We start from the raw sequence: 19,935 nt of genomic DNA on the forward strand, positions 1-19,935 counted from the left end.
GCTCTCTGCCATGATACCGCGCTATTTTGCGTGAACGACGTTTCTGCGGATAAGGTCCGATAGCTGAACCAAAAGCCTTCGCAGCCGAGCATTCTCCTCAAGCAGCGAGTGCATGTCGTCGCTGTGATCGTCATCCCAAAGTGACGGTTCATCCCCTCGAAGGGCATTCTCCTCAAGTAGCGAAACAGCGCCCTCGGTGTTTTCGTCAAACCCAAGCGAAGCTTCAGCGAGGCGACCTTGCTTGTTACGTGGCAGATGTTCTGTGCCCATGACTAATACCCCAATACAGATAGCCGAACGCGCCCCGGTCGCCCTATCCAAAGGGAACTGAGTCGGGAGGCAAATTTGAGTCCAAAATTTGAAGCGCATGGGGCGCGCCAAGGACGCCGCTTTATGGTCAAGACGGTGACGATGCTTTTGCGGTGGCCTTCTCGCTGACAGCGAAATATCGATTTTTAAGTATTGCGGACAAGAGCTGTGGCGCTGGTTGCGAGCTTACTGGGAATGCCGGTCAGGAGCGTGCCGAATTTCTCTGCCTCCCTTTTGGGTGCCCAATAGGCCGTCTGATTTGTCGCAGTAAGTGTATGGCGGCCACAAACCCGATCACGATCGATGTCCGAGTTGGGTCAAAAGCAGAAGTCGCGAGGCGTCATGGTCATATCTGCTTCACCCCCGAAAGCGGACATCCGGCAGCGCGGCGGCGATGTCGGCTAAGTGCCCAGAAGCGGACATTGAGAGGGCCCGAACAAAAGCATGGCCATCAGTGATGGGCACTGAAAGTTGGGTACCTGACACCGATTTCAACAGGAGGCACTTGCCTGCCAACCTGTCGACCTCCCCCGCGAGCGCCGATGAGGCGGACTCGGCTGTTTTAGACGCCACACAATATGCCCAGATCGCTCGGATAACGCCTGTCTTCCCCCGGCCATGCAGGTCAGAGTGTCGGTGCAGGATTTGACTCGACGACCCGCTCGACAGCCAGTGCGAGAGACAGGAGGTCGCGATCGCTGGCGGCTGGTCCGTCGAATTCAATTCCGACAGGTAATCCTGACGTCATCCCGGCGGGGAGAACAATGCTCGGCAAGCCGGCAGAGCTGCTTGCAATGTTCCGCGTGAACGCCACTCGCGCAGGAACCACAGTGCCATTTATCACAACATCGAATCCGGGTGATGTCAGAGACTGTGGCGATCGCGGTGCAGGCATGCGCACCACCGGAGAAAGTACGGCGCGCAGGCGATGCTCGCTGAAGTAGTTGCGCCATGTCTCCTGCAGCGCAGGACGATACTTCTGGATAGCATCTTGATACGCTTGATCCGAAATTTCATTGGAGGCACCTTCGATTACCCATTCTTCAGCCTGTTTCCGTATCTCCGGACTCAGTTGTGAGACGAGTCCGGCAAAATCGACCGGCGCATCATGTTCCGCAAGAAAACGCGTGATACTGCGCCGAGCCTCGTAATAGAGGATGGGAACAGTCACTTTCGCCAACAGGGCTGCGAGATCGGGTATCTCTGCTTCCACGACGAGCGCGCCGGCTTCGCGAAGGCGTAACAATACCGCGTCCATGACCCGTTGCACGCCTTCGTCGAGATTTGTGAAGTAGTATTCGCGGGAGACACCAATACGGACGCCGGTCAAATCCATAGGCGAGCTTACGATCGGATCTCCCGAGACCACCGAGTCAAGGAGACACAAATCGTAAACCCTTCTCGCCATCGGACCTAGAGTGTCAAGGGAGGGTGCAAGGGGCATCACCCCAGCGCTCGGGTAGCGCCCATGTGTCGGACGTAGCCCAGTTACTCCACACATGGCCGCTGGAATACGGATTGAACCGTTGGTGTCCGCACCAATGCCAGCTGGCGCCATTCGTGCTGACACTGCTACTGCAGTTCCGCCGCTGCTGCCACCAGGAATGCGAGCGGGATCATAGGGGTTTCGTACGACACCATAGACTTGGTTGGCGCTGGTCCAGCCTAACGACATTTCATGTTGATTGTTTTTGCCCAGCAATATGGCGCCGGATTGGGACAGGCGCTGCCAAATGGTTGAGTCTTCCTTCAGTCGAAATGACCGTAGCGAGCGTGTTCCACACGTCATCGGCATCGAAGTTGTGCCGATAATGTCCTTGAGTGGGATGGGCAGTCCGGCGAGCGCTCCGATCGGTTTCCCTCCGGTCCGTTGCTGGTCGATGTTGCGCGCGGCCTCTAATACGGCGTCCTGATTCAGTGAGATGAAGGCGTTCAGGTCTTTCAATTGGCTGCAACGATTGAGTAATGCGCGAGCATAACTCTCAGCAGATACGTCGCCGCGTCGAATTGCGGTGACGGCCTCTGCTGCGGACAACTCGTTAAGAGGATTCGTAGCGGACACGACTATGTCAGGCATTGCTGAAAATGCCGCCGCTGGCCGCAAGAAATTCGCGCCGAATCTGTTTTGCAGGAGGTTTCATGGCTACGTACCCCGAGGTATGGTGACACCGCCACGCGTCGCAGCTCAATCAAGGGGCATGGGACTGCCGGAATCTCGTGGGCTGCAACCGATAAAATAGCATCTACCTGTGCAATTCATCAAGACCAACGGCACACAGGCTCGGACTCTGAAGTCCAGACCAGCGCGATCCGTGTCCAGTCTGCCTCCGGAAGCCGATGCATCAAGGGTCATTGCATTTTTCGGCTACCACCAACTGACTCGTGCACCGTCACCCAATCACCCGTTACGGCGCGGAATAGATAGCGGGTTCTGCATTGGCAGAGTTGCCCGTAATGGGTATTATTCGAGTGACTGTGTCGAATAGTTGCCAGACCTCCTGGGTGGCGAGCCTACCGGCACCTACGAGCTGGGCAAGTCGCGACTCGGGTCTCTGTTATGGCCGCACCAGCTACCCATTACGTCAAGAGCGACGATGTTCATATCGCCTATCAGGTCATAGGCGATGGACCGTTGGACTTGCTGTTCGTTCCGGGCTTCGTGTCACACATCGAGGCGACCTGGCAGTCACCGACACGCAGCTCCTTCTTCCGTCGCTTGGCATCATTTTCCCGCCTCATCCTCTTCGATAAGCGTGGTACCGGAATGTCGGACAGGGGATCACAGATCTTCACGCTTGAACAGCGCATGCACGACGTCCGGGCGATTCTGGACGAGGTCGGGTCAGAGCGGGCGGCTTTGTTTGGGGTATCTGAGGGCGGGCCGATGTCCTTGCTCTACGCTGCCACGTATCCCGAACGCACATCGGCGCTGATCTTGTACGGCTCCTATGCGAAGCGCAGTTGGGCACCCGACTATCCGGTTGGTTGGAACAACGCGCGATGGCAATGCTTCCTCGAAAATATCGAACGCAATTGGGGCACACCACAAGGAATCAGTATCGAAATGTGGGCGCCGAGCCTTGCCAGCGACCCGAGTGCCGCCGAACGCCTCGCTTCCTATTTCCGTACAGCGGCGAGCCCTGGAGCAGCCGCCGCGATCATGAAGATGAATAGGGAAATCGATGTACGGCACGTCCTACCCACGATCCGCGCTCCGACTCTCATTTTGCACCGTGTTCGAGACTTGGTTATCGAGGTCGACCATGCGCGTAGAATGGCTCAAGGCATCCCCGGAGCCCAGCTGATCGAGCTGCCTGGCACCGATCATACATTTTGGGTGAATGACGGCGGTATACTCTTAGACCATGTCGAGCAGTTCTTGACGGGCAAGCGTCACGCGCACGAACCGGAGCGGGTCCTAACCACGGTTCTCTTTGCGGACATCGTGGGATCCACCGAGCGCGCCGTCGCGATTGGTGATCGTCCATGGCGTGAATTGCTTGCAGCATTCCGTGCAAACGTGCGAGACGTGCTGCGAAACTTCAAAGGGCGCGAAATCAATACTGCGGGCGATGGTTTCCTTGCGGCCTTCGACGGTCCGGCGCGAGCGATCCGCTGCGCAGGAGCGGTCCGCGAGGCAGCGCGCTCGCTCGGCCTCGAAGTCCGCTGCGGATTGCACACCGGGGAATGCGAGCTAGTAGGCGAAGACTTGGCTGGCATCGCGGTGCACATCGGCGCGCGCGTCTCAGCACTGGCCGCCCCCGGTGAAGTGCTCGTATCCCAGACCGTTCGAGACCTCGTGGCTGGCTCCGGATTAACGTTCGCAGAGCGCGGCGTGCACACATTGAAGGGTGTGCCAAGCGAATGGCGCTTGTTTCAAGCAATTGTGGATTGACCTCCCGGCTTTGGCTTGCGGACCGCGACCGCACGACGGCTTCGGGTCAAACGCGACAGATTTGCTATCGCCCGGCGCCGCTGCCATGACGGCAACCCTCTGAAAGCCGACACGATTCCGTTCCCTAGGGCGAGGCTCATGATCGTTTCCCTCAGTAACTGAGGAAAACGACAATGCCCGACCAAAATTGCCTATCCGCCACGCCCCGCCGGACGCCCTGGAATAAGGGCAAACTGGTTGGGGCCAAACCTCCACTGCGGCCAAAACACGTTTGGTCGATACGAACCCGACTGCTGATCGAGGGACGAACGCGCGACCTCGCCTTGTTCAATCTGGCCATCGACAGCAAGCTTCGCGGCTGCGATGTCGTGGCCTTAAACGTCAAGGATATTGCTCCGAATGGCTATGCGGTTGATCGCGCAACGGTTCGGCAAAAGAAGACAGGACGGCCGGTCAAATTCGAGCTGACGGATCAAACCCGCCAAGCCGTTGATGACTATTTGAAGGCCGCAGGCAAGTCGCTAGGCGAGTTCCTGTTCACTGGCCGACGAGCTAACGGCCAATGCATGACAACGCGCCAGTATGCTCGGCTTCTCCATGAATGGGTGGCAAGCATCGGACTCGATCCGAAATTGTTCGGCACGCATTCGTTGCGCCGGACGAAGGCGACGCTGATCTATCGGCGCACCGGCAATCTAAGGGCCGTACAGCTTCTGCTCGGAAGGGCGGCATACTGCCCGCGAACAACAGGCTGAAGCACGCATCACTTACCGATTTCATCCTCGCTTCGGCGAGACGGTAGGCGTTAGGCGGCGGCTTGAGCGAGGCGGCGCCGCGTTTCTCGTTGTGCACCAACTTGACGGCACCTTTGCCTGCCTTCCGGCGTGGATGACTGACGAGGCTACGTCCCGGTTCGAGATCAGCGTTGAGCCGCATTTTCCCCTGGATGTTCTTTGCTCCCTACGCAACGAGGTCGATGCGCTTCTAGGCTTTCTGGCGTCCGAATCAAAAACGGAGCGACCAGACAATGACGCACCGATCCGAGAATCTCCAGACAAGCCTGTTCGAGGCCGAGCGACCGTGCGTCGAACTGCGTGCAGCTCAAAAGAGCGAGCTCGCGATGGTCATCGAGGTGCTGCTGCGCGAGATCGCAGCGGCGCTGGCAATGGCGGTAAGCGGGGGGAGCGGCGATGACCAAGATCACGACTGAGCATCTCGCCCGCAACGCCTGCGTCTACATCCGGCAATCGACAGCAGACCAGCTCGCGCATAATCATGAGAGCCGACGGCGCCAATACGGCCTCGTCGATCGCGCCAAGCAGCTTGGCTGGAGCAACGTCGAAGTCATCGACGACGACCTCGGCCGCTCCGGCGGCGGCATCGCGCGTCCCGGCTTCGAGCGGCTGCTTGCAACGATCTGCGACGGCCGTGTCGGCGCTGTGCTCGCGATCGAGGCGTCGCGTCTTGCCCGTAATGGCCGCGACTGGCATACGCTGATCGAGTTCTGTGGATTGGTCGGCACGCTCATCGTCGATGAGGACGGAATCTACGATCCTCGCCATCCCAACGATCGGCTGCTGCTTGGCATGAAGGGCACGATGAGCGAGCTTGAACTCTCGATGTTCCGCCAGCGTTCGCAGGAAGCGCTGAAGCAGAAGGCGCGCCGCGGCGCGCTGGTCCTCGGTGTCGCCGCCGGCTATGTGAAGATCGGTCGCGATCGCATAGAGAAGAATCCGGACAAACGCGTGCAGCACGCCCTGCAGCTGGTCTTCACCAAGTTCGCCGAGCTGCAAAGTGCAAGACAGGTGCACATCTGGCTGAGAGAGGAGTGCATCGAGCTGCCGGTCAAGTCGCGCCAAGGCGAGGCGCACGGCGTGGTGTGGCGACTGCCGGCCTACAACATCGTACACAACATCCTGACCAATCCGATCTATGCAGGTGCCTATGCGTTCGGGCGCACGACGAGCCGTGTGAGTGTCAAAGGTGGACGCAAGCATGTCCGGCGTGGTGTGCAAAAGCCCATGGCCGAATGGGATGTCTTGATCAAGGATCACCACGCGGCCTATATCACCTGGGACGAGTTCGAGCACAACCTCGAGGTAATCGCCAACAATGCGACCGGCATGAGCAGCGCACTCGCTCGCGGAGCAGCTCGTAAAGGCGAGCTGCTGCTGCCCGGACTGCTGCGATGCGGCCACTGCGGCCGCAAGCTCCATGTGCACTACAGCGGCAAGATCGGCCGCTACAATTGCTACGGTGCGCGTACGAACCACGGTGCCGCGCGCTGCATTTCGATCAGTGGCTTGAGCATCGATGCGGCGATCAGTAACGAGGTCCTGCACGTCCTGAAGCCGCTCGGCATCGAAGCAGCACTCAAAGCGATCGAGGCGCAATCGCGCACGACGACCGCGGCCGAGCGCCAGCTGGAGCTGTCGCTGCAGCAGGCGTGCTACGAAGCCGCGCACGCGCGCCGACAGTACGACGCCGTCGACCCGGCAAACCGGCTGGTCGCCGGTGAGCTGGAGCGCCGCTGGAACGAGGCATTGCAGGCTGTCGCAAAGCTTGAAGGAGAGATCGCCGCCCTGATTGCGCGCCGTCCGCCGCGGCTCGGCGAGCCGGAGCGCCAGCAATTGGTGGCGCTCGGTGCTGATCTGGAGCGCGCCTGGTTGCATCCCGCTGCAACCGCCGCAACGCGCAAGCGTATCCTTCGCGCGGCACTCACGGAGATCGTCGTGCGCAAGGACGGCGCAATCATCCATGCGGTCCTGCACTGGCAAGGCGGCGACCATACCCAACTGCAAGTCAAACAGCGCCTGAATGCGGCCGGCCGGCACAATCCACGCATCCCCGACGACACAATCGCACTCGTGCGTGAGCTGGCGCGGCTGATGCCTGATCGGCAGATCGCGCGCCTGCTCAATCGCACTCGCGTCGAGACCGGGCACAGCAATGCCTGGACGCAAGAGCGCGTGCGCGGCTTCCGCAATCACCACGACATCGCCGTCTTCCGCGATGGTGAGTGGGCGGAGCGCGGCGAGATTACGCTCGAAGCGGCAGCAAAACTCATCGGCGTCTGCAACATGACGGCGCTGCGTATGCTCCGCCGCGGCGACATCAAAGGCCGACAAGCTTGCGCGGGCGCGCCTTGGGTGATCAGGGCCGAGGACTTGGCAGGTTTCGCCAAGGGAAAGCGTCGGAAGCCTCCGCTAACACAAAATGCCACGCAGCACGCCTTTGACTTTCAACGAGTTAGCCGAGGTGCATTATGAATCATGACTGCTCGGTCATGCCAAAATCGAAAGCACTGTCAGGTATCTCGGTATTGAGGTGGACGATGCGCTCTCGATAGCGGAACAAGTTGAGGTCTGAAACACCCGGGCAGAGCGGAAATACTCTGCCCGATTAATGTCAGCCGCTTCGGGCCATGTGCGGATATTGTCGACTAACGCTGTCATCGGCGGATGTGGCGATAAGCAACCACCGACGAGAATGCGAACCTGCGGCAACGGCCACTATATCTTAGGGGATGGAATATCTCAGACGATGGATCAACTGTCAGCGATGCTGACATGTCTATCCGCAAAAAACGGGTTCTCGGCGCCGTTGGTGGCGAGGGCGAAATCCATAGCCGACCAACGGAAATCGCTCTAGTGTTCCGGATGCTCGGTCGAAATTCGGTACTGACCTAGAGCCTGATCATGATCAAAACGCCAATCGTTATTGCTGCCACGACCGCGGTGGGACATTCGATTGCGCAACCAACGTCGGGGTAGTCGGACTAAGACGTGACTTCAACACGTTGCTGCTGACATCGTTCCAAGCGGGCCGCCGCACCGACGAGTTGGCCAACTCGCGATCCAGAGCTTTTATGGCTGCACCAGCAACTCATTACGTCAAGAGCGACGATGTTCACATCGCCTATCAGGTTGTAGGCGATGGACCGCAGGACATACTATTCGTCCCCGGATTTGTGTCACACGTCGAGGCGCTGTGGCAGGTGCCAGCGCGCAGCGCTTTTTTCCGTCGCCTAGCATCATTCTCCCGTCTTATCCTCTTCGACAAGCGCGGCACCGGAATGTCGGATCGGGGATCGCAGATCTTTACGCTTGAGCAGCGTATGCACGACGTGAGTGCGATTCTGGACGAAGTCGGCTCAGAGCGGGCAGCTTTGTTTGGCGTGTCTGAGGGAGGGCCAATGTCCCTGCTTTACGCCGCCACATATCCCGAACGCACATCTGCGCTGATCTTATATGGCACGTATGCGAAGCATAGCTGGGCCCCCGACTATCCGTGCGGCTGGACCGACGAACGATGGGACCGTTTCTTCGAAAATCTCGAACGCAATTGGGGCACACCACAAGGAATCAATCTCGAGATGTGGGGCCCGAGTCTTGCCCACGATCCGAATATTGCTGAAGGCGTGGCTTCCTATTTTCGGACGGCAGCGAGCCCCGGAGCAGCCGTTGCGATCATGAAGATGAATCGCGAAATCGATATCCGGCATATTCTGCCCGCGATCCGGGCTCCGACGCTTATTTTGCACCGCGCTGGAGACCGAGTCATAGATATAGAGAGCGCGCGCAGAATGGCTCAAGGTATCGCGGGAGCCCAGCTGATCGAGCTACCGGGCATTGACCACCTCTACACGGTTGATGGGGACACAATCCTTGACCATGTCGAGCAGTTCTTGACGGGCAAGTGCCATTCGCAGGACCGGGAGCGGGTGCTCGCTACGGTTCTCTTCGCGGACATCGTGGGGTCTACCGAGCGGGCTATCGCGCTCGGTGATCATTCATGGCGCGAATTGCTTGCGGCGTTCCATGCAAAAGTTCAGGAGATGCTCCGGAACTTCAACGGGCGTGAGGGGATGAGGCGCGGGCACTACAAAGGCCGCTGCCGGATGTTTGCTCTAAGCCTTGCTCTAATTTCCGGCCTCGCGATCGGCCCGTCCTGGTAACGAGGTCAAGAACTGCAGTGCGGCGTTGCGCGTGTCTGGAGAGTTCAGGATCCCGAGATGAGCGGTGAAGAGGACCGTGTCGAATAGACCCTGGCCGACAAGGTCGATCGTCCCGGCGCCGGCGAGGCCGGCGCTGGCAGTGAAATCATGCGGTTTGCCGTCGCGATCCTCGGCGGGAACGCCGGGGAGGGCACCGTCCTGCAGGCTGTTGTAGACGAAGTCGGCTGTTCCTGGCTTGTTGCGGATTACCAGGTAACGAGTGGGACCCGGCGTCTCGCCCGCGGCGTTCAGTACCGTGAGCAACTGGGTGTGGTCGGAACCGTACTCGTCGCATACCGCGCTGTTCGGCGTGAAGCCGCCGCCGCTCGCCAGCTGGTAGAAGTTGAGCGGGCTGGGCGAGCAGTCAATGATGCCATGATTGGGTCCGTCAATGGCGACGAGCGCCCGCACCTTGCGATAGGCATTGTCCTGCAGCATCCATTCCCGGGCCACGGTGACGCCGAGACTGTGGGCGACGATGTCGACGCGCTTGGCGCCAGTGAAGTCGAGGACCGCCTGCACGAATTCGCGCAGGATCGGCACAGCCGCGGCAGTAGTGTGCGAGACGCCTGAGCGATGGGTATTGTCCTGCACCAGATCGCACTGATCGCCTTGATAACCCAGCCCCCAGAGCTCGCTCGGGCGGTAGCCGTGATCGAGGAAGAATTGCGCGAAGGCTTGGATGCGGCCAAAGGGGTTGCAGGCGGTCGCGAACGGGGTGTCATTGTTGCCGTGGAGGAAGATCACTGGGACGTGCTCGATGCGGCCGATATGGGAGCCAAAGCCAATCACCGGCTGGCCGAGATAGAAGTTGCGGATCACCGGGAAGTCGTCGGGAAACTTCGTGCCGATCTCGGCGGCGCTCGCAAACGCTCCGGCGCCAAACTGTAACAGAACCGCGATGATGGCTGCAATGCGAAGGTGTTTGGTGGTCATAGCCCCTCCAGCCCCGGTAAGTATTCGCTGAACGTAGCGAACTCGTTTGCAAACATCCGCTGACTGCTCATGTTTACCTGAAACAAAAACATATTCTATCAATGGTTGTGGTGAAGCAGGATCGTGTCGAATTGTCTAGCTTATTTTGCCATGGCGAAAGCTCGATCCCGGCAGCGTGTCTTCTCCTACTTTGGATGTGCGTGGTGGATCGGGCCGCGAGTTGCTGCCCGCTCTGTTAGGATTCGGGGATCGCCAAGCCGCGCGCCCGCGATGATCCATGCCGATGTCCGAGTCGGGTCAAACTCGGAAGTCGCCTTCCGTCACCGCGACGTCCGTTCATCCCTCGGGAGCAGACATCGGACCGCGCGCTCGGTACGTCCGTTTCGTGCCAAGAGCCGACCCGGCAGCCCCTCCGCCCATAGATCGCCAGGAGTCACACGCCAGGTTCGATCGGCTTGTCGACTGCGCCGCCGCCCTCGGCCCAATCCTTGAAGGCGCCGAGATTGTAGACCTGATCATAGCCCATCTCTTTGAGCACCTTGCCGCCCAAGGCCGCGCGCCCGCCAGAGCCACAATAAAGGATGACGGTTTTCTCCTTTGCGAAATTCTTATCATGGTAGGGCGACTCGGGATCGGCGCGGAATTCCAGCATACCGCGCGAGACATGTAGGGCGCCGGCGACTATGCAGCTTTTTTCCACTTCCGCAGTGTCGCGCACGTCGACCACCAGCGTGTCGCCCCTGGCGATCATCTCGCGCGCCTGCGTCGGCGTTATCCGCGGCACCGCGGCGTTGGCAGCTTCCATCATCTGCTTGACGCTTATGGCCATGGTGTCCTCCTCTCCCGAGCATTCGTGACCCTCAGCTGCGGATGTGCCCCGGAGCGTCAGGAACGACGCCAAGATATCACACCTCTCACGGCGCCGCAGGGGGCATCGAAAGGCGGTGAGCCTGGACAATGACCGGTTTGGGTCATTCGCGTCATTCTGATCATGCGCTAACCACTTCCGGTCTACGCCGATAAGCAGACATCTTCAGCGTCGATCCGCATGTCTCAAAGGTGCCATATGCGGAAGTGGCATAGGTCGAGAAACGGCATTGTGCGACCCGTGAACGGCTCCACTAAGCCATGTATGCGCGAAAATCCGTTGCGGTGGAGGTCACTTTGAATTCCGCCGCTCAATCCTGGCACGCGGCGGATAGCTCCGCGCTGCCCCAGCTTATGTAGGCTGCGCTGAAACGTGATAATCGCCTTCACTGAAAGACGATCCGCCAGCCTGCGTAGCGTTGGGACATTCCCGAACCACACTCGGCTCTGACGGCCTCAAGGCATTGCCTTTGTTTTTTGAGTGAGGACAATCACGCTGATGCCAATCTCGCTGAATGGCTGCGCCCAAGCAGCTTCTCATCGCGCCTCGGCAATAACCCGCGCTCATAAGCAAGCTTGTAGGCGTATGCGGCCGATAGTCCGTTGCTCATCGCAAGTTCGGTTCCTTTGATGGGATCGCCTAGATAAGCATACAGGATTTGCTCGCGAGTTTCTTTGGTGATCCTGTTGCGGCTATTCCATCTTCCAGTTGTCATTTGGTGCCTCCTTATGCGAAGCAATACACGGCATCGGACGAGCTGGAGCTAGTGGGCGGGAGCTGCTGATCGCCTTGCGCTCGCGGTCAACCCATGCTTCCCGGCAGGAAGCATCTGACGCCAACCAAAGCGCCGTTCAGATAGTAGGGCCAGACCATCGTGCGGCCAGCGCGGTTCGGTCCATCCACGACAGCGTCGTTCGGAACATCAACCCACTCGCCATCAATGCGCACGCGATAGTGACCGTCCTTAGTTTCCCAATCGGCGTCATCAACGCGCTCCGCATCACTGCCATCGCAGCAGGGCCCTTTGCCACTGTACAAGCTCTCATACCAACTGTTCAACTCAGGGCGCTGATGATCGTGGGCGCGAGCGTGACCGACTGTAGAAATCGGCAGCATGACGGTGAATAGAACAAGCGTTGCATGCCAAAAGTGATTGTTCATCTCACACCCAATCCCGGAATCCCTCTGTGCAGTCAGGAAATTCATCCATCCGCATCAACATGCGAAGCTTTCTCAGCTCGCCGCTGGTAGTCGTCGGCAAGAGCCTTAAGCTGACCCGCAATCGCTGAGTCGGTCATGGTTTTGGCAGCGCGGAGCAAAGTCTGTGCCGTCTCTAAATATTCCTTGCCTCGTTGTGAGATCTGGACCGTCATAAAGCCCTCGCGCGGTTCTCGGGCAGCTGGAAGGCGACTTGGAGCCAGCCCATCCAATTGCGGTCACTTTCCCTGCGAGTTCTGAAGCGATCGACGCACTTCTTGGAACAAAGCGGGGTTCGCCACGAGTAGTGCCGGACGAGACCAAACTTGCCATCACAAACTGCGCATCGCGCGGCACTGCCAGATCTAAGACTTTCGGAGCAGTCGGGCATTGGAGTTTCCTCTTGGTACTATCCTCGCTGTTCGTCGATCGTCCTTTTTTCACCGTCGCACTTCATAAGAGTCTGTGCGCTTTTCCAACGCATGCAGCCTAAGACGATCGCTTCAGCGGCTCAATTGAACGTAGGTAATCGTCCGGCATGTAAAGGGGTAACGGAACCCATACGAAGGTTTATGGGGCTCGCCGTTAAAGCCGACGACTTCCGCAACGGGTCAAAAGCTGAAAAGCTCAATGGGAGCATATGTTTTCCGCTTTGCCATGAAGTCAGATACCGCAACTCGGGACGACATCGGCGGCGCCAGGGTCGAGTACGAGGAAAAGGTCGTTGTACTCGTCGAGCTGAATACGACGATGATTGCTGCCCGCGAGAATGCCATAACGGAAATGTATGCTGCGATTTTGGTCAATACCAACCCGGAGGAGATGGCCAAAGCGTAACACTCAAAGGGAGAGATCAAGTAGGCGATCTTTGCTTGCTGATTTCTCCTTGTGCGCCGCTTTGGTTATAACGAGAACCCGTTTCGGATGAGCGACCTAAATTGAAGGGCTGTAAGGTGGTAGCCATCCTTTTGCCCGCGCACGCGCGATCATCCGTTGGGCTTCGGCTACAGAAATTTTCTTGTTGCTACGCACGCTCATGGCACAGCCTGCCCTCAAGTCACTGTCGAGCGAGTGGTAAAAACCACGTCGGTAGAATTCTCCCTCCGGATTCAAAGCCCCTAATTGCAAGGTACGTACCGGCATTAGACTTGCCGCTCGAATAATCGCGGGCGCGCATATCAGGGAAGCGGCAGCACCAAAGAAGACGATTCTGCGCGTCATTCTGGCGTCGGTGTCGGTCATTGCGAGTCTCAGATTTTGCGGTTGTGCAATAGGCACGACCGGCAAGCTGGAATGCAATCAGCAGCTTCGCGTCGCTCTCATGAGGGATTTGATGATCAGCCCGGGGCGGTTGCTATCCCGTCCCGGACTTCGTTTCTCCAGCGTCACCCGTCTCAACGAATTGCCGTGGTCGCGTCTGTTGCGCGTGGCTATGATCGCCCGGCCAGTCTTACCACTCCCCGAATAGGCTACCGAACGATCTATTGTAATCGACCGCCAAAGCCGATCGGATCGCGCCCGTTCGGGGTAGTTCGTTTAGTTGAACGTGCTCGGATCACCGATGATTTCGATCTTATTCTCGCTCAGAGACCACATCGCCGAACGGACACCCTGATCGTCGGCCCCGGCCGTCATCAAGGCCGCGAATTGATCAGGACAAAGCTCGTTGATTGGTCGCCGGCCGAGCAGATCTTTCGGCAAGTTGTGTTGCAAGCCCATGCCTGCCATCTCTTGAAGCAGACAGGGAAGCACGAGAGTGACAGTCTTCCAATCGTCCGGAAAGAACGGTCGAGCGGGGCCGAAGGTATCAAACCAATGAATAACGTACTCGGGAAAGAGTTTCTCGACGGCTCTGCGACCTGCCGGGGAGGCCGCCACTTGCACTTCACCAAGGTGCTCACCATCAAGACCGATGAAGAGAACATCGACCATCTTAGTCAGATCGTCGAGAGCCGTCATGAATTTTTGTGGCTTCACTCGGCGCTTATTGGCCATCCTCTCGGACAGCTTCGTGTATAGTTGCGGCATGGGGATGCCCTTTCACGTGTCCCCCGGTAAAGACCCGGTGAGGGGGAAAATTATTGACGACGGATGGTCTGTCGCCCGCGTCTACACCTTGCCATCTCGCACACACCGCATTTGCGCCGATGTGATCAGTCCGTGGCCCCGTGAAAAGGGATGAGGGCCATAAGGTAGGTTGGTAGAAGTCACCGTCTTTGGTGCTTCAGCTTTTACGCAAGGTCATATCTGTATATTGCGGCGCCGGCTTCAAGAGCTTCGCGACGTGATCGAGTTGCATGCATAATGGGTGTCGCAAGAGCAACAGCGAGCGGATTTTCTAAATCTCAATTTCGGTTTATTTTTCGGGGAGGCTTAGAAGCGGCGCGCCGGTGCAACTCGAGGCGCATACTCACATTAGGCAGCTCGCATGACAAAGGAAATTTAGGTTTAATGAATTGAGACCGTGAATTGAGGAAAATCTCGCGTGCGCGTGTAATTAAGAAAGAAGGTTAACGCGCTCCTACCACGTTTTCCGCTGGAAGCCGTCAGTTGCGGAAGACCCCATTGCTCATCTCAGGCCGAAGAGTACCAGACCTACATTGCGAGGGTCAGCAGCAATGAGCTTGGCTCGATCTTAACCAGGATCTCAGCCACTTTTGGAGCTGCAACGAGAGACGTGAGTCAAAATGGGAATTGGTTTCGCGTAATGTGCCTTATGGAATCTTTTCAGCGACCCCCAAGAAGCGTGCCAAGTAACGCTTTAACCATCGCGTCTACATCTAGTGGCGCTCAGTCTGCGACCGCTTTCGTTGATAGACGATCGTCGCGAGACCACCTCGTCCATCATCAGTCTTTCGCAAGACGTGCAGACAAGTTTAGCTATTAACTGGCCATGCGGAGTTCGCATGGTAAAAAGCGAAGGTAAAGAATTAATGTTAATGATAGTTACGTCCAAGCGATCGCGCTCGACTTAACCAAAAGACCATAACGCGGTTGCCTGCCAAGTAGAACCATAAGAGACTGAACACGCTGTTCGGCGAAATCTTAATTTGCCAGAGCGACGGTTTCGGGATGATGGACGTCGACCTTTCTACAGCCGAAGATGCCTATGCGACTTTGCTGGACGCGAGAAACAAGCCGCGCGCGGCCGCGGCCGTTTTGGTCCGTGCTCTGAGAGCCAAGACCCAGAACGCCGGCAGGCATTCTCACGAACTCGAGATGGCGCAGGCGGATGCTTGGCTCGCCATTTGTGCGCTGTCCAAAAGTCTCGATAACGACCACGAGACTGATGCCGAGACTTGGTCGCGCGCGATCAGTCGCACCGAAGAGTGGCGAAATCTTCTGGATTGATTTAGTTTCGCTCAGCCACGCGATGCTGTGATGTCAGTCGCGCAGATCGAACTGAACGCGAAGCCGATTGGCGATTTGCCTACGTAGACACGCCATGTACGGTCGCTTGGCTGCACCGATAGTCCGAGCAATTAACCAGGACGCGCCGCGGAACGCCTGACGATCGCATCTGCCCGAACGTAACGAAGCACTCCCGGCCGCGGCCTTAAGGATCGTGGCCGGCCGCGCAGGCGCATCGTTCCGAAGCACTAGCCGGTTCAAACGTGTGTGCGCATCCTCGATCTTATTGGCGCCTCGAAGATTTTCAGCCCGGTCTCATCGCGGACGGCGATGCGGTTCCCCGGCTTACCGAAGATTGGCCGCTCGGTTGCGATGCGTTGAGCTATGAACTTGGCGTGGTCCTTCGCTTCCTTTCGGGACTTGCATTGATGTCCCAGGACGTCATGAGCTGGAAGCTCGCCGACCAGATCAAAGAAGAACCTTTTCATGAGCGAGCGAGTCCGAAATCACTTGAATTGCGGAACCGTCGGAGCGCTTATACGCGGCGGCGGTATCGGCGCTACCCTATTAGCATTTCCGATCCCGCTCGGGTCGGTCACCTGACTTTGCGCCGCGCCAACCAGACCAGGGTTCGATCGAACTCCTCCCCCCATTGCTGAATGTCCCATTGCGGCCCCTCCGTCTGGACCACCTCCGGCTCGCGCAAATGAAGCGGCAGGCGAGGCCAAGACCACCAAGAATACTAAAGCGACTTTTACCGTGTTCGACATGGGGAAGCTCCTGCCGTGGAGCTGATATGTAGGTTGCAATCCATCGACATTACCTGGTTCACGCCGATCTGATTCATCAGAACAATGAGAGGTGAGGGCGCTGGTTCACTCCGTTGGGCTTTTCTCTCAAAATCCGGCCTGACCGTCGGCCGTTCTCAGGACGGTTTATCGGCCGATTTCTCTGCGGCTGTTTTGCGCGCCAGGATGCCCGTCTGTAGCGGGGGAACATGCCCTATCAAAGCGCAGTCCGCCGCGCGTTCGGGAATCACGCCCGCGGTCAAAAGAACGGCCCCAGCACGGGGATGAGCTAGTACGCGCCGGCGGATTGGCTGGTTTCGCCCGAAGGACAGCAAGCGGAGCGTTCCATGGACCGACAAAAATTATTCAAGCCGTCCGAAACGTCGCCGCGCCGACCTGCGGATCGCTCCGCCTCGGCGTTATCCCGTGAAGCCACTGGTGAGACTGGGTGCAAAGCGAATCACTGCACCTTTTGCGGGATTTCTCTCACAAGCCCAATTTGCCCGAATAGAGCGGAAATTCGAACAACATTTCAAAGGGTTATTTTCGCAAGCCTATCGGAAGTTAGAATCCCCTCCGGTCCGCCAGTAAGTCACTGATATTACAGTAGAAAATGTCTCAGGCGCGAATGTGCCGACACTTCCGCGGGTTAGCGACCGGAGTTGTGTGAGTTGGCCACTGAGAGAGCGAATTCTTCGCGATTTTCACGTTCAGCGTACGCCATTTCTCAGAACGCGACTTCGCCAGTGGCTTTCTCTGCGAATGATGCTGGCGACGAAAAGAGAAACAGTGCAATCCAGCGAAACTCGTATGACTTTACGTCCGCAAAAGCGCGGTGCCGATGATCAGCGCGCGCAGAACTGTGATCGCGGATGATGCCAGGCTCGTCTCGGGCGTGAGCTCTCCGCACGGCAAGGATGCCGTTCCGATGGACTTCCGTTACCAGCGCCTCGATGCAGAGCGACAAACGAGACGTGATTAGCCGCCAGATAGCAGATCAGGCCAGTTGCCGTACTCGGCGACGATTTTCCGCCAGCTTGCTTACTCGCTCGAATGAGGCAGAGCTGGGGCTTCAGTCCGAGCGTCCGTATCGCGCGGTAAAGTAAAGTGCCCTTCCTGAGGGAGGGGTGACAGTTCTGGAGTGCACCCCTAGCCTGAGAGAGGAAATCGTGACAGTTCTCCGTAAGGCGCGTTTGCCTGCGAGCTTCAAATCCATGTTTGCCTCTTCAGCGCTCAATAGAGCTGAATGTCTGACCGTGGAACTCCAGGCTTTGGCGCAGAAAACGTGGAGTCTCTCTGGCGTGACCCGCCATCGGCTGGTGAGATCGACGATCACCAAGGAACGCTTCCGGTATCGTTGAAAAAGCCGCCGCTAGGTCCATCGTCTGGAAGAGTAGCGAGATGAATTACGATCCGCGAACCCTCTTCGACCGTTCGGTTGCCACTGAAGTTGTTGAGGTCGGTCGCAATGTATCCAGGTGTTGCGGTGTTGATCTTGATGTGGGTGTGTGCCGCACTCCGCCGAAAGGCGTTGGCGTATTGGACCGTCAGCATCGTGACGGCAGCCTTGGACGATGCGTAGGCGACGATCGTGTCTTCTCGGCCGAACATCGTCGTTGGATCGCTCGCCAGCGTCAAAGATGCAGTTGTGCTGGCAATGTTGACGATGCGAGGCCGCTTCGATGCCTGCAGGAGCGGTAGCATCGCATGAACCATCCGGACCACAGCGAAGACGTTGGTGTCGTAGGTCTCCTTCATCTCGGTGGACGTGATCTCAAAAGCCGGACGGGCTACCAAGACGCCTGCGTTGTTCACGAGAACGTCAAGCCGGCCATGCTGGCGTTGAATCTCTTGGACGACTGCCGTGACGCTTTCATCATTTGTAACATCGATCTGTACCGGAACGACGTCCAGCCCCTCCGCGATAAGTGCGGCAGCGGCCTCTTCACCCCGCGTCCAATTGCGACTCCCGAGATAGACGCGCAATCCGCGTTTGCCGAGCTGCCGCGCCACTTCTTTGCCGAGGCCCTTGTTCGCACCTGTGACCAGCGCGATCGGTTTTTCATCCATTGTGATCTCCTAACGAGGAATTAGCAGCGACTTGAGCCGACGAGTTTCGCGCGCGCCTACTCGTCCACCAGCATCAGGTCGCGACAGCTGCCGCCCACGTAGTCGGCGATGGCCAACGCCACGCCGAAATTGTCCGCCCTGTGGCAGATTTTCGTTCTGGTCCAGGAAGTTGTCCATGAAATCGACGTAGCGCACCAGCGCTAGATTGGCCCCACAAACGATCCTCCACTAGCGAGGCAAAAGCGGAGATGACCGTAGGTCCGGGTTGGCATAAAAGGCGACGTCACTTCGGCCAGCTCAGAGCCATCGGTTCAAGGATTGGGGCTCCGTCCATTGTGGGCACCTTCTTCATGAGCGCTCGAAGTCGAACGATGGCGTCGCCTGCTCGCTTACCGTCGTTGGCGATAGTATTGAGCGACCGCCGGACTTCTTCCAGATCTGGCGGTTGAGCGTTCAGCCAGTCCAACCCCGCCTGTGCATTAAGGACCGTCGCCGTGATCGCATTGACGACCACACTATAGGTACGCACCAGCTCGGCCGAGTTCTGCAACGGCACACGCCCGTTCGTTTCGGTCATAGTTCCCTCCGTCCGCTGAAACGGCGCGGCGCACGCAGCAGGGCCCCACGGCTTTCTGCTCGTCTCTGACAGCAAAGGCAGACGTGACGCGCCCGTATGGGCCGCTTCGGTATCCGTGAGGCGCCGAAAGCCGCTCCGCCTTCTGTCGCTTCGATGTGTCCTTTTGTCTCGTGCATGAAATGCTCTCTCAAGTGGGAGGCATCGAAAAAGCTCGATTGAGAGCGTCGCGCAATCTCGTGACACAAACGAGTTTTACGTTGTAAGTTTGTGTTAATCGTGCCGCTGAGAGCGCGCGTCTTGGGCGACGCATCGAGTCCAAAAGGAACTCTCCAGCGGTATGAGGTCCAAGACGCACGTCGATTGAAATGACCGAGGTGACAGGCATGTAGAGTCTCAAATGTCGAAGCGATTGCGAAGAATGATCAGTTGAACGATCAATTCGCTCTGCAAGGTGAAATAGAAGGCGAGCACCAGCGGATCAGGTAAGCCGCGTTTGTCATAATCACCGTCAACATTGGCCGTTACGATGAAGTTCTCATAATTGTTAATCACCTTGGTTACGTTCATCGTCAGTCTCTCACCGACGATATCGCGCTTGGCCCACTCTCTGATGGCCGGCTTTCCCCAGTAGTCCCGCAACTGATCAATGACGAGAGCGTCATCGGCGAAAGTGGCCATCAATCGCTCGAGATCGAAGCTGTTGGTTGCCTCAGCGTAGGCGGCCAGCAGGGGTGGGAGGGCGACCGGAGCGTTCGACGGAACAGAGGAAATCATGGTGTCGGCTTCGAAAGGTGCTGGGCTATTGCACCCAACCAACATGCCGATGGCCGACGCTTTGAGCACGTTGTGTTCTGTAAAAAAATGAAAATCAGATGCGGCGGAGGGATCCTAGTTCCGCCAGGTCTCTATCCAGTAAAGGATGGTATGGTGGCGATCGAAACGGTTAAA

At 57.9% G+C, this 19,935-nt stretch carries 20 protein-coding genes and 1 pseudogene; 8 read left to right on the forward strand and 13 right to left on the reverse strand.

Features of this window, described 5'->3' with window-relative positions; genetic code table 11:
• Positions 1–21: 21 nt before the first annotated feature.
• Positions 22–270: a hypothetical protein gene (locus NL528_RS42750; RefSeq protein ID WP_309180347.1), complete on the reverse strand. Its 249-nt coding sequence runs from the start codon at positions 268–270 to the stop codon at positions 22–24.
• A 664-nt stretch (positions 271–934) separates the two neighbouring features.
• Entirely contained in the window at positions 935–2,371 is a 1,437-nt protein-coding gene (locus tag NL528_RS42755; RefSeq protein ID WP_309180348.1) for an amidase family protein, read from the reverse strand.
• A 495-nt stretch (positions 2,372–2,866) separates the two neighbouring features.
• Between NL528_RS42755 and NL528_RS42760 the strand changes: the two genes are divergently transcribed.
• From NL528_RS42760 to NL528_RS42785, 6 genes and pseudogenes are all read left to right on the forward strand, one after another.
• Positions 2,867–4,204 carry an adenylate/guanylate cyclase domain-containing protein gene (locus tag NL528_RS42760; protein ID WP_309180349.1) on the forward strand — a complete coding sequence of 446 codons (1,338 nt, stop codon included), beginning with the start codon at positions 2,867–2,869 and terminating at the stop codon, positions 4,202–4,204.
• A gap of 323 nt (positions 4,205–4,527) precedes the next feature.
• Positions 4,528–4,959: a tyrosine-type recombinase/integrase gene (locus tag NL528_RS42765; RefSeq protein WP_375143953.1), complete on the forward strand. Its 432-nt coding sequence runs from the start codon at positions 4,528–4,530 to the stop codon at positions 4,957–4,959.
• Positions 4,960–5,231: 272 nt separating this feature from the next.
• Complete coding sequence (locus NL528_RS42770) at positions 5,232–5,414, forward strand: hypothetical protein (RefSeq protein WP_309180350.1); 183 nt, start codon at positions 5,232–5,234, stop codon at positions 5,412–5,414.
• Complete coding sequence (locus NL528_RS42775; protein ID WP_309180351.1) at positions 5,395–7,473, forward strand: recombinase family protein; 2,079 nt, start codon at positions 5,395–5,397, stop codon at positions 7,471–7,473. Before NL528_RS42770 ends, NL528_RS42775 begins: the two co-directional genes overlap by 20 nt.
• A gap of 7 nt (positions 7,474–7,480) precedes the next feature.
• Positions 7,481–7,573 (forward strand): annotated as a pseudogene (locus tag NL528_RS42780) (integrase); the annotation flags it as partial.
• Between the two features lie 499 nt (positions 7,574–8,072).
• Complete coding sequence (locus NL528_RS42785; RefSeq protein WP_309180352.1) at positions 8,073–9,161, forward strand: alpha/beta fold hydrolase; 1,089 nt, start codon at positions 8,073–8,075, stop codon at positions 9,159–9,161.
• On the opposite strand, the gene NL528_RS42790 is transcribed toward NL528_RS42785, so the two are convergent.
• From NL528_RS42790 to NL528_RS42810, 5 genes are all read right to left on the reverse strand, one after another.
• Entirely contained in the window at positions 9,126–10,136 is a 1,011-nt protein-coding gene (locus tag NL528_RS42790) for a hypothetical protein (protein WP_309180353.1), read from the reverse strand. The two genes, NL528_RS42785 and NL528_RS42790, sit on opposite strands and share 36 nt — an antisense overlap.
• A gap of 433 nt (positions 10,137–10,569) precedes the next feature.
• Entirely contained in the window at positions 10,570–10,965 is a 396-nt protein-coding gene (locus NL528_RS42795) for a rhodanese-like domain-containing protein (protein WP_309180354.1), read from the reverse strand.
• 529 nt (positions 10,966–11,494) lie between these two features.
• Complete coding sequence (locus NL528_RS42800; protein ID WP_309180355.1) at positions 11,495–11,719, reverse strand: hypothetical protein; 225 nt, start codon at positions 11,717–11,719, stop codon at positions 11,495–11,497.
• Positions 11,720–11,805: 86 nt separating this feature from the next.
• The gene (locus NL528_RS42805; protein ID WP_309180356.1) at positions 11,806–12,165 is read right to left on the reverse strand and encodes a hypothetical protein; all 360 of its coding nucleotides are present in this window, start codon (positions 12,163–12,165) and stop codon (positions 11,806–11,808) included.
• Between the two features lie 41 nt (positions 12,166–12,206).
• The gene (locus NL528_RS42810; protein WP_309180357.1) at positions 12,207–12,377 is read right to left on the reverse strand and encodes a hypothetical protein; all 171 of its coding nucleotides are present in this window, start codon (positions 12,375–12,377) and stop codon (positions 12,207–12,209) included.
• A gap of 454 nt (positions 12,378–12,831) precedes the next feature.
• On the opposite strand from NL528_RS42810, the gene NL528_RS42815 reads away from it, so the two are divergent.
• A complete protein-coding gene (locus NL528_RS42815; protein ID WP_309180358.1) occupies positions 12,832–13,038 on the forward strand; it encodes a hypothetical protein in 207 nt (68 codons plus the stop codon).
• 96 nt (positions 13,039–13,134) lie between these two features.
• On the opposite strand, the gene NL528_RS42820 is transcribed toward NL528_RS42815, so the two are convergent.
• Complete coding sequence (locus NL528_RS42820) at positions 13,135–13,443, reverse strand: hypothetical protein (RefSeq protein ID WP_309180359.1); 309 nt, start codon at positions 13,441–13,443, stop codon at positions 13,135–13,137.
• A 294-nt stretch (positions 13,444–13,737) separates the two neighbouring features.
• The gene (locus NL528_RS42825; protein ID WP_309180360.1) at positions 13,738–14,229 is read right to left on the reverse strand and encodes a hypothetical protein; all 492 of its coding nucleotides are present in this window, start codon (positions 14,227–14,229) and stop codon (positions 13,738–13,740) included.
• Between the two features lie 1,044 nt (positions 14,230–15,273).
• On the opposite strand from NL528_RS42825, the gene NL528_RS42830 reads away from it, so the two are divergent.
• Positions 15,274–15,552, forward strand: a complete 279-nt coding sequence (locus tag NL528_RS42830; protein WP_309180361.1) for a hypothetical protein — start codon at positions 15,274–15,276, stop codon at positions 15,550–15,552.
• 257 nt (positions 15,553–15,809) lie between these two features.
• Here the strand turns inward: NL528_RS42830 and NL528_RS47410 are convergent, their stop codons facing one another.
• From NL528_RS47410 to NL528_RS42845, 4 genes are all read right to left on the reverse strand, one after another.
• Entirely contained in the window at positions 15,810–16,040 is a 231-nt protein-coding gene (locus tag NL528_RS47410; protein WP_375143954.1) for a hypothetical protein, read from the reverse strand.
• Positions 16,041–17,672: 1,632 nt separating this feature from the next.
• Positions 17,673–18,410, reverse strand: coding sequence for an SDR family NAD(P)-dependent oxidoreductase (locus tag NL528_RS42835; protein ID WP_309180362.1), 738 nt, complete (start codon positions 18,408–18,410; stop codon positions 17,673–17,675).
• A 283-nt stretch (positions 18,411–18,693) separates the two neighbouring features.
• Positions 18,694–18,987: a hypothetical protein gene (locus tag NL528_RS42840; RefSeq protein WP_309180363.1), complete on the reverse strand. Its 294-nt coding sequence runs from the start codon at positions 18,985–18,987 to the stop codon at positions 18,694–18,696.
• Positions 18,988–19,380: 393 nt separating this feature from the next.
• A complete protein-coding gene (locus NL528_RS42845; RefSeq protein ID WP_309180364.1) occupies positions 19,381–19,830 on the reverse strand; it encodes a nuclear transport factor 2 family protein in 450 nt (149 codons plus the stop codon).
• Positions 19,831–19,935 lie beyond the last annotated feature (105 nt).

The organism is Bradyrhizobium sp. Ash2021 (assembly GCF_031202265.1).
In the GTDB taxonomy this organism is placed as follows: domain Bacteria; phylum Pseudomonadota; class Alphaproteobacteria; order Rhizobiales; family Xanthobacteraceae; genus Bradyrhizobium.

What these genes read in the sequence shown, in the direction of transcription:
- NL528_RS42775 (WP_309180351.1), top strand. Translation starts at nt 5,395, where the DNA reads ATGACCAAGATCACGACTGAGCATCTCGCCCGCAACGCCTGCGTCTAC.
- NL528_RS42770 (WP_309180350.1), top strand. Translation starts at nt 5,232, where the DNA reads ATGACGCACCGATCCGAGAATCTCCAGACAAGCCTGTTCGAGGCCGAG.
- NL528_RS42835 (WP_309180362.1), bottom strand. Translation starts at nt 18,410, where the DNA reads ATGGATGAAAAACCGATCGCGCTGGTCACAGGTGCGAACAAGGGCCTC.
- NL528_RS42760 (WP_309180349.1), top strand. Translation starts at nt 2,867, where the DNA reads ATGGCCGCACCAGCTACCCATTACGTCAAGAGCGACGATGTTCATATC.
- NL528_RS42795 (WP_309180354.1), bottom strand. Translation starts at nt 10,965, where the DNA reads ATGGCCATAAGCGTCAAGCAGATGATGGAAGCTGCCAACGCCGCGGTG.
- NL528_RS42785 (WP_309180352.1), top strand. Translation starts at nt 8,073, where the DNA reads ATGGCTGCACCAGCAACTCATTACGTCAAGAGCGACGATGTTCACATC.
- NL528_RS42815 (WP_309180358.1), top strand. Translation starts at nt 12,832, where the DNA reads ATGGGAGCATATGTTTTCCGCTTTGCCATGAAGTCAGATACCGCAACT.
- NL528_RS42840 (WP_309180363.1), bottom strand. Translation starts at nt 18,987, where the DNA reads ATGACCGAAACGAACGGGCGTGTGCCGTTGCAGAACTCGGCCGAGCTG.
- NL528_RS42805 (WP_309180356.1), bottom strand. Translation starts at nt 12,165, where the DNA reads ATGAACAATCACTTTTGGCATGCAACGCTTGTTCTATTCACCGTCATG.
- NL528_RS42790 (WP_309180353.1), bottom strand. Translation starts at nt 10,136, where the DNA reads ATGACCACCAAACACCTTCGCATTGCAGCCATCATCGCGGTTCTGTTA.
- NL528_RS42830 (WP_309180361.1), top strand. Translation starts at nt 15,274, where the DNA reads ATGATGGACGTCGACCTTTCTACAGCCGAAGATGCCTATGCGACTTTG.
- NL528_RS42800 (WP_309180355.1), bottom strand. Translation starts at nt 11,719, where the DNA reads ATGACAACTGGAAGATGGAATAGCCGCAACAGGATCACCAAAGAAACT.
- NL528_RS42825 (WP_309180360.1), bottom strand. Translation starts at nt 14,229, where the DNA reads ATGCCGCAACTATACACGAAGCTGTCCGAGAGGATGGCCAATAAGCGC.
- NL528_RS47410 (WP_375143954.1), bottom strand. Translation starts at nt 16,040, where the DNA reads ATGAAAAGGTTCTTCTTTGATCTGGTCGGCGAGCTTCCAGCTCATGAC.
- NL528_RS42810 (WP_309180357.1), bottom strand. Translation starts at nt 12,377, where the DNA reads ATGACGGTCCAGATCTCACAACGAGGCAAGGAATATTTAGAGACGGCA.
- NL528_RS42820 (WP_309180359.1), bottom strand. Translation starts at nt 13,443, where the DNA reads ATGACCGACACCGACGCCAGAATGACGCGCAGAATCGTCTTCTTTGGT.
- NL528_RS42750 (WP_309180347.1), bottom strand. Translation starts at nt 270, where the DNA reads ATGGGCACAGAACATCTGCCACGTAACAAGCAAGGTCGCCTCGCTGAA.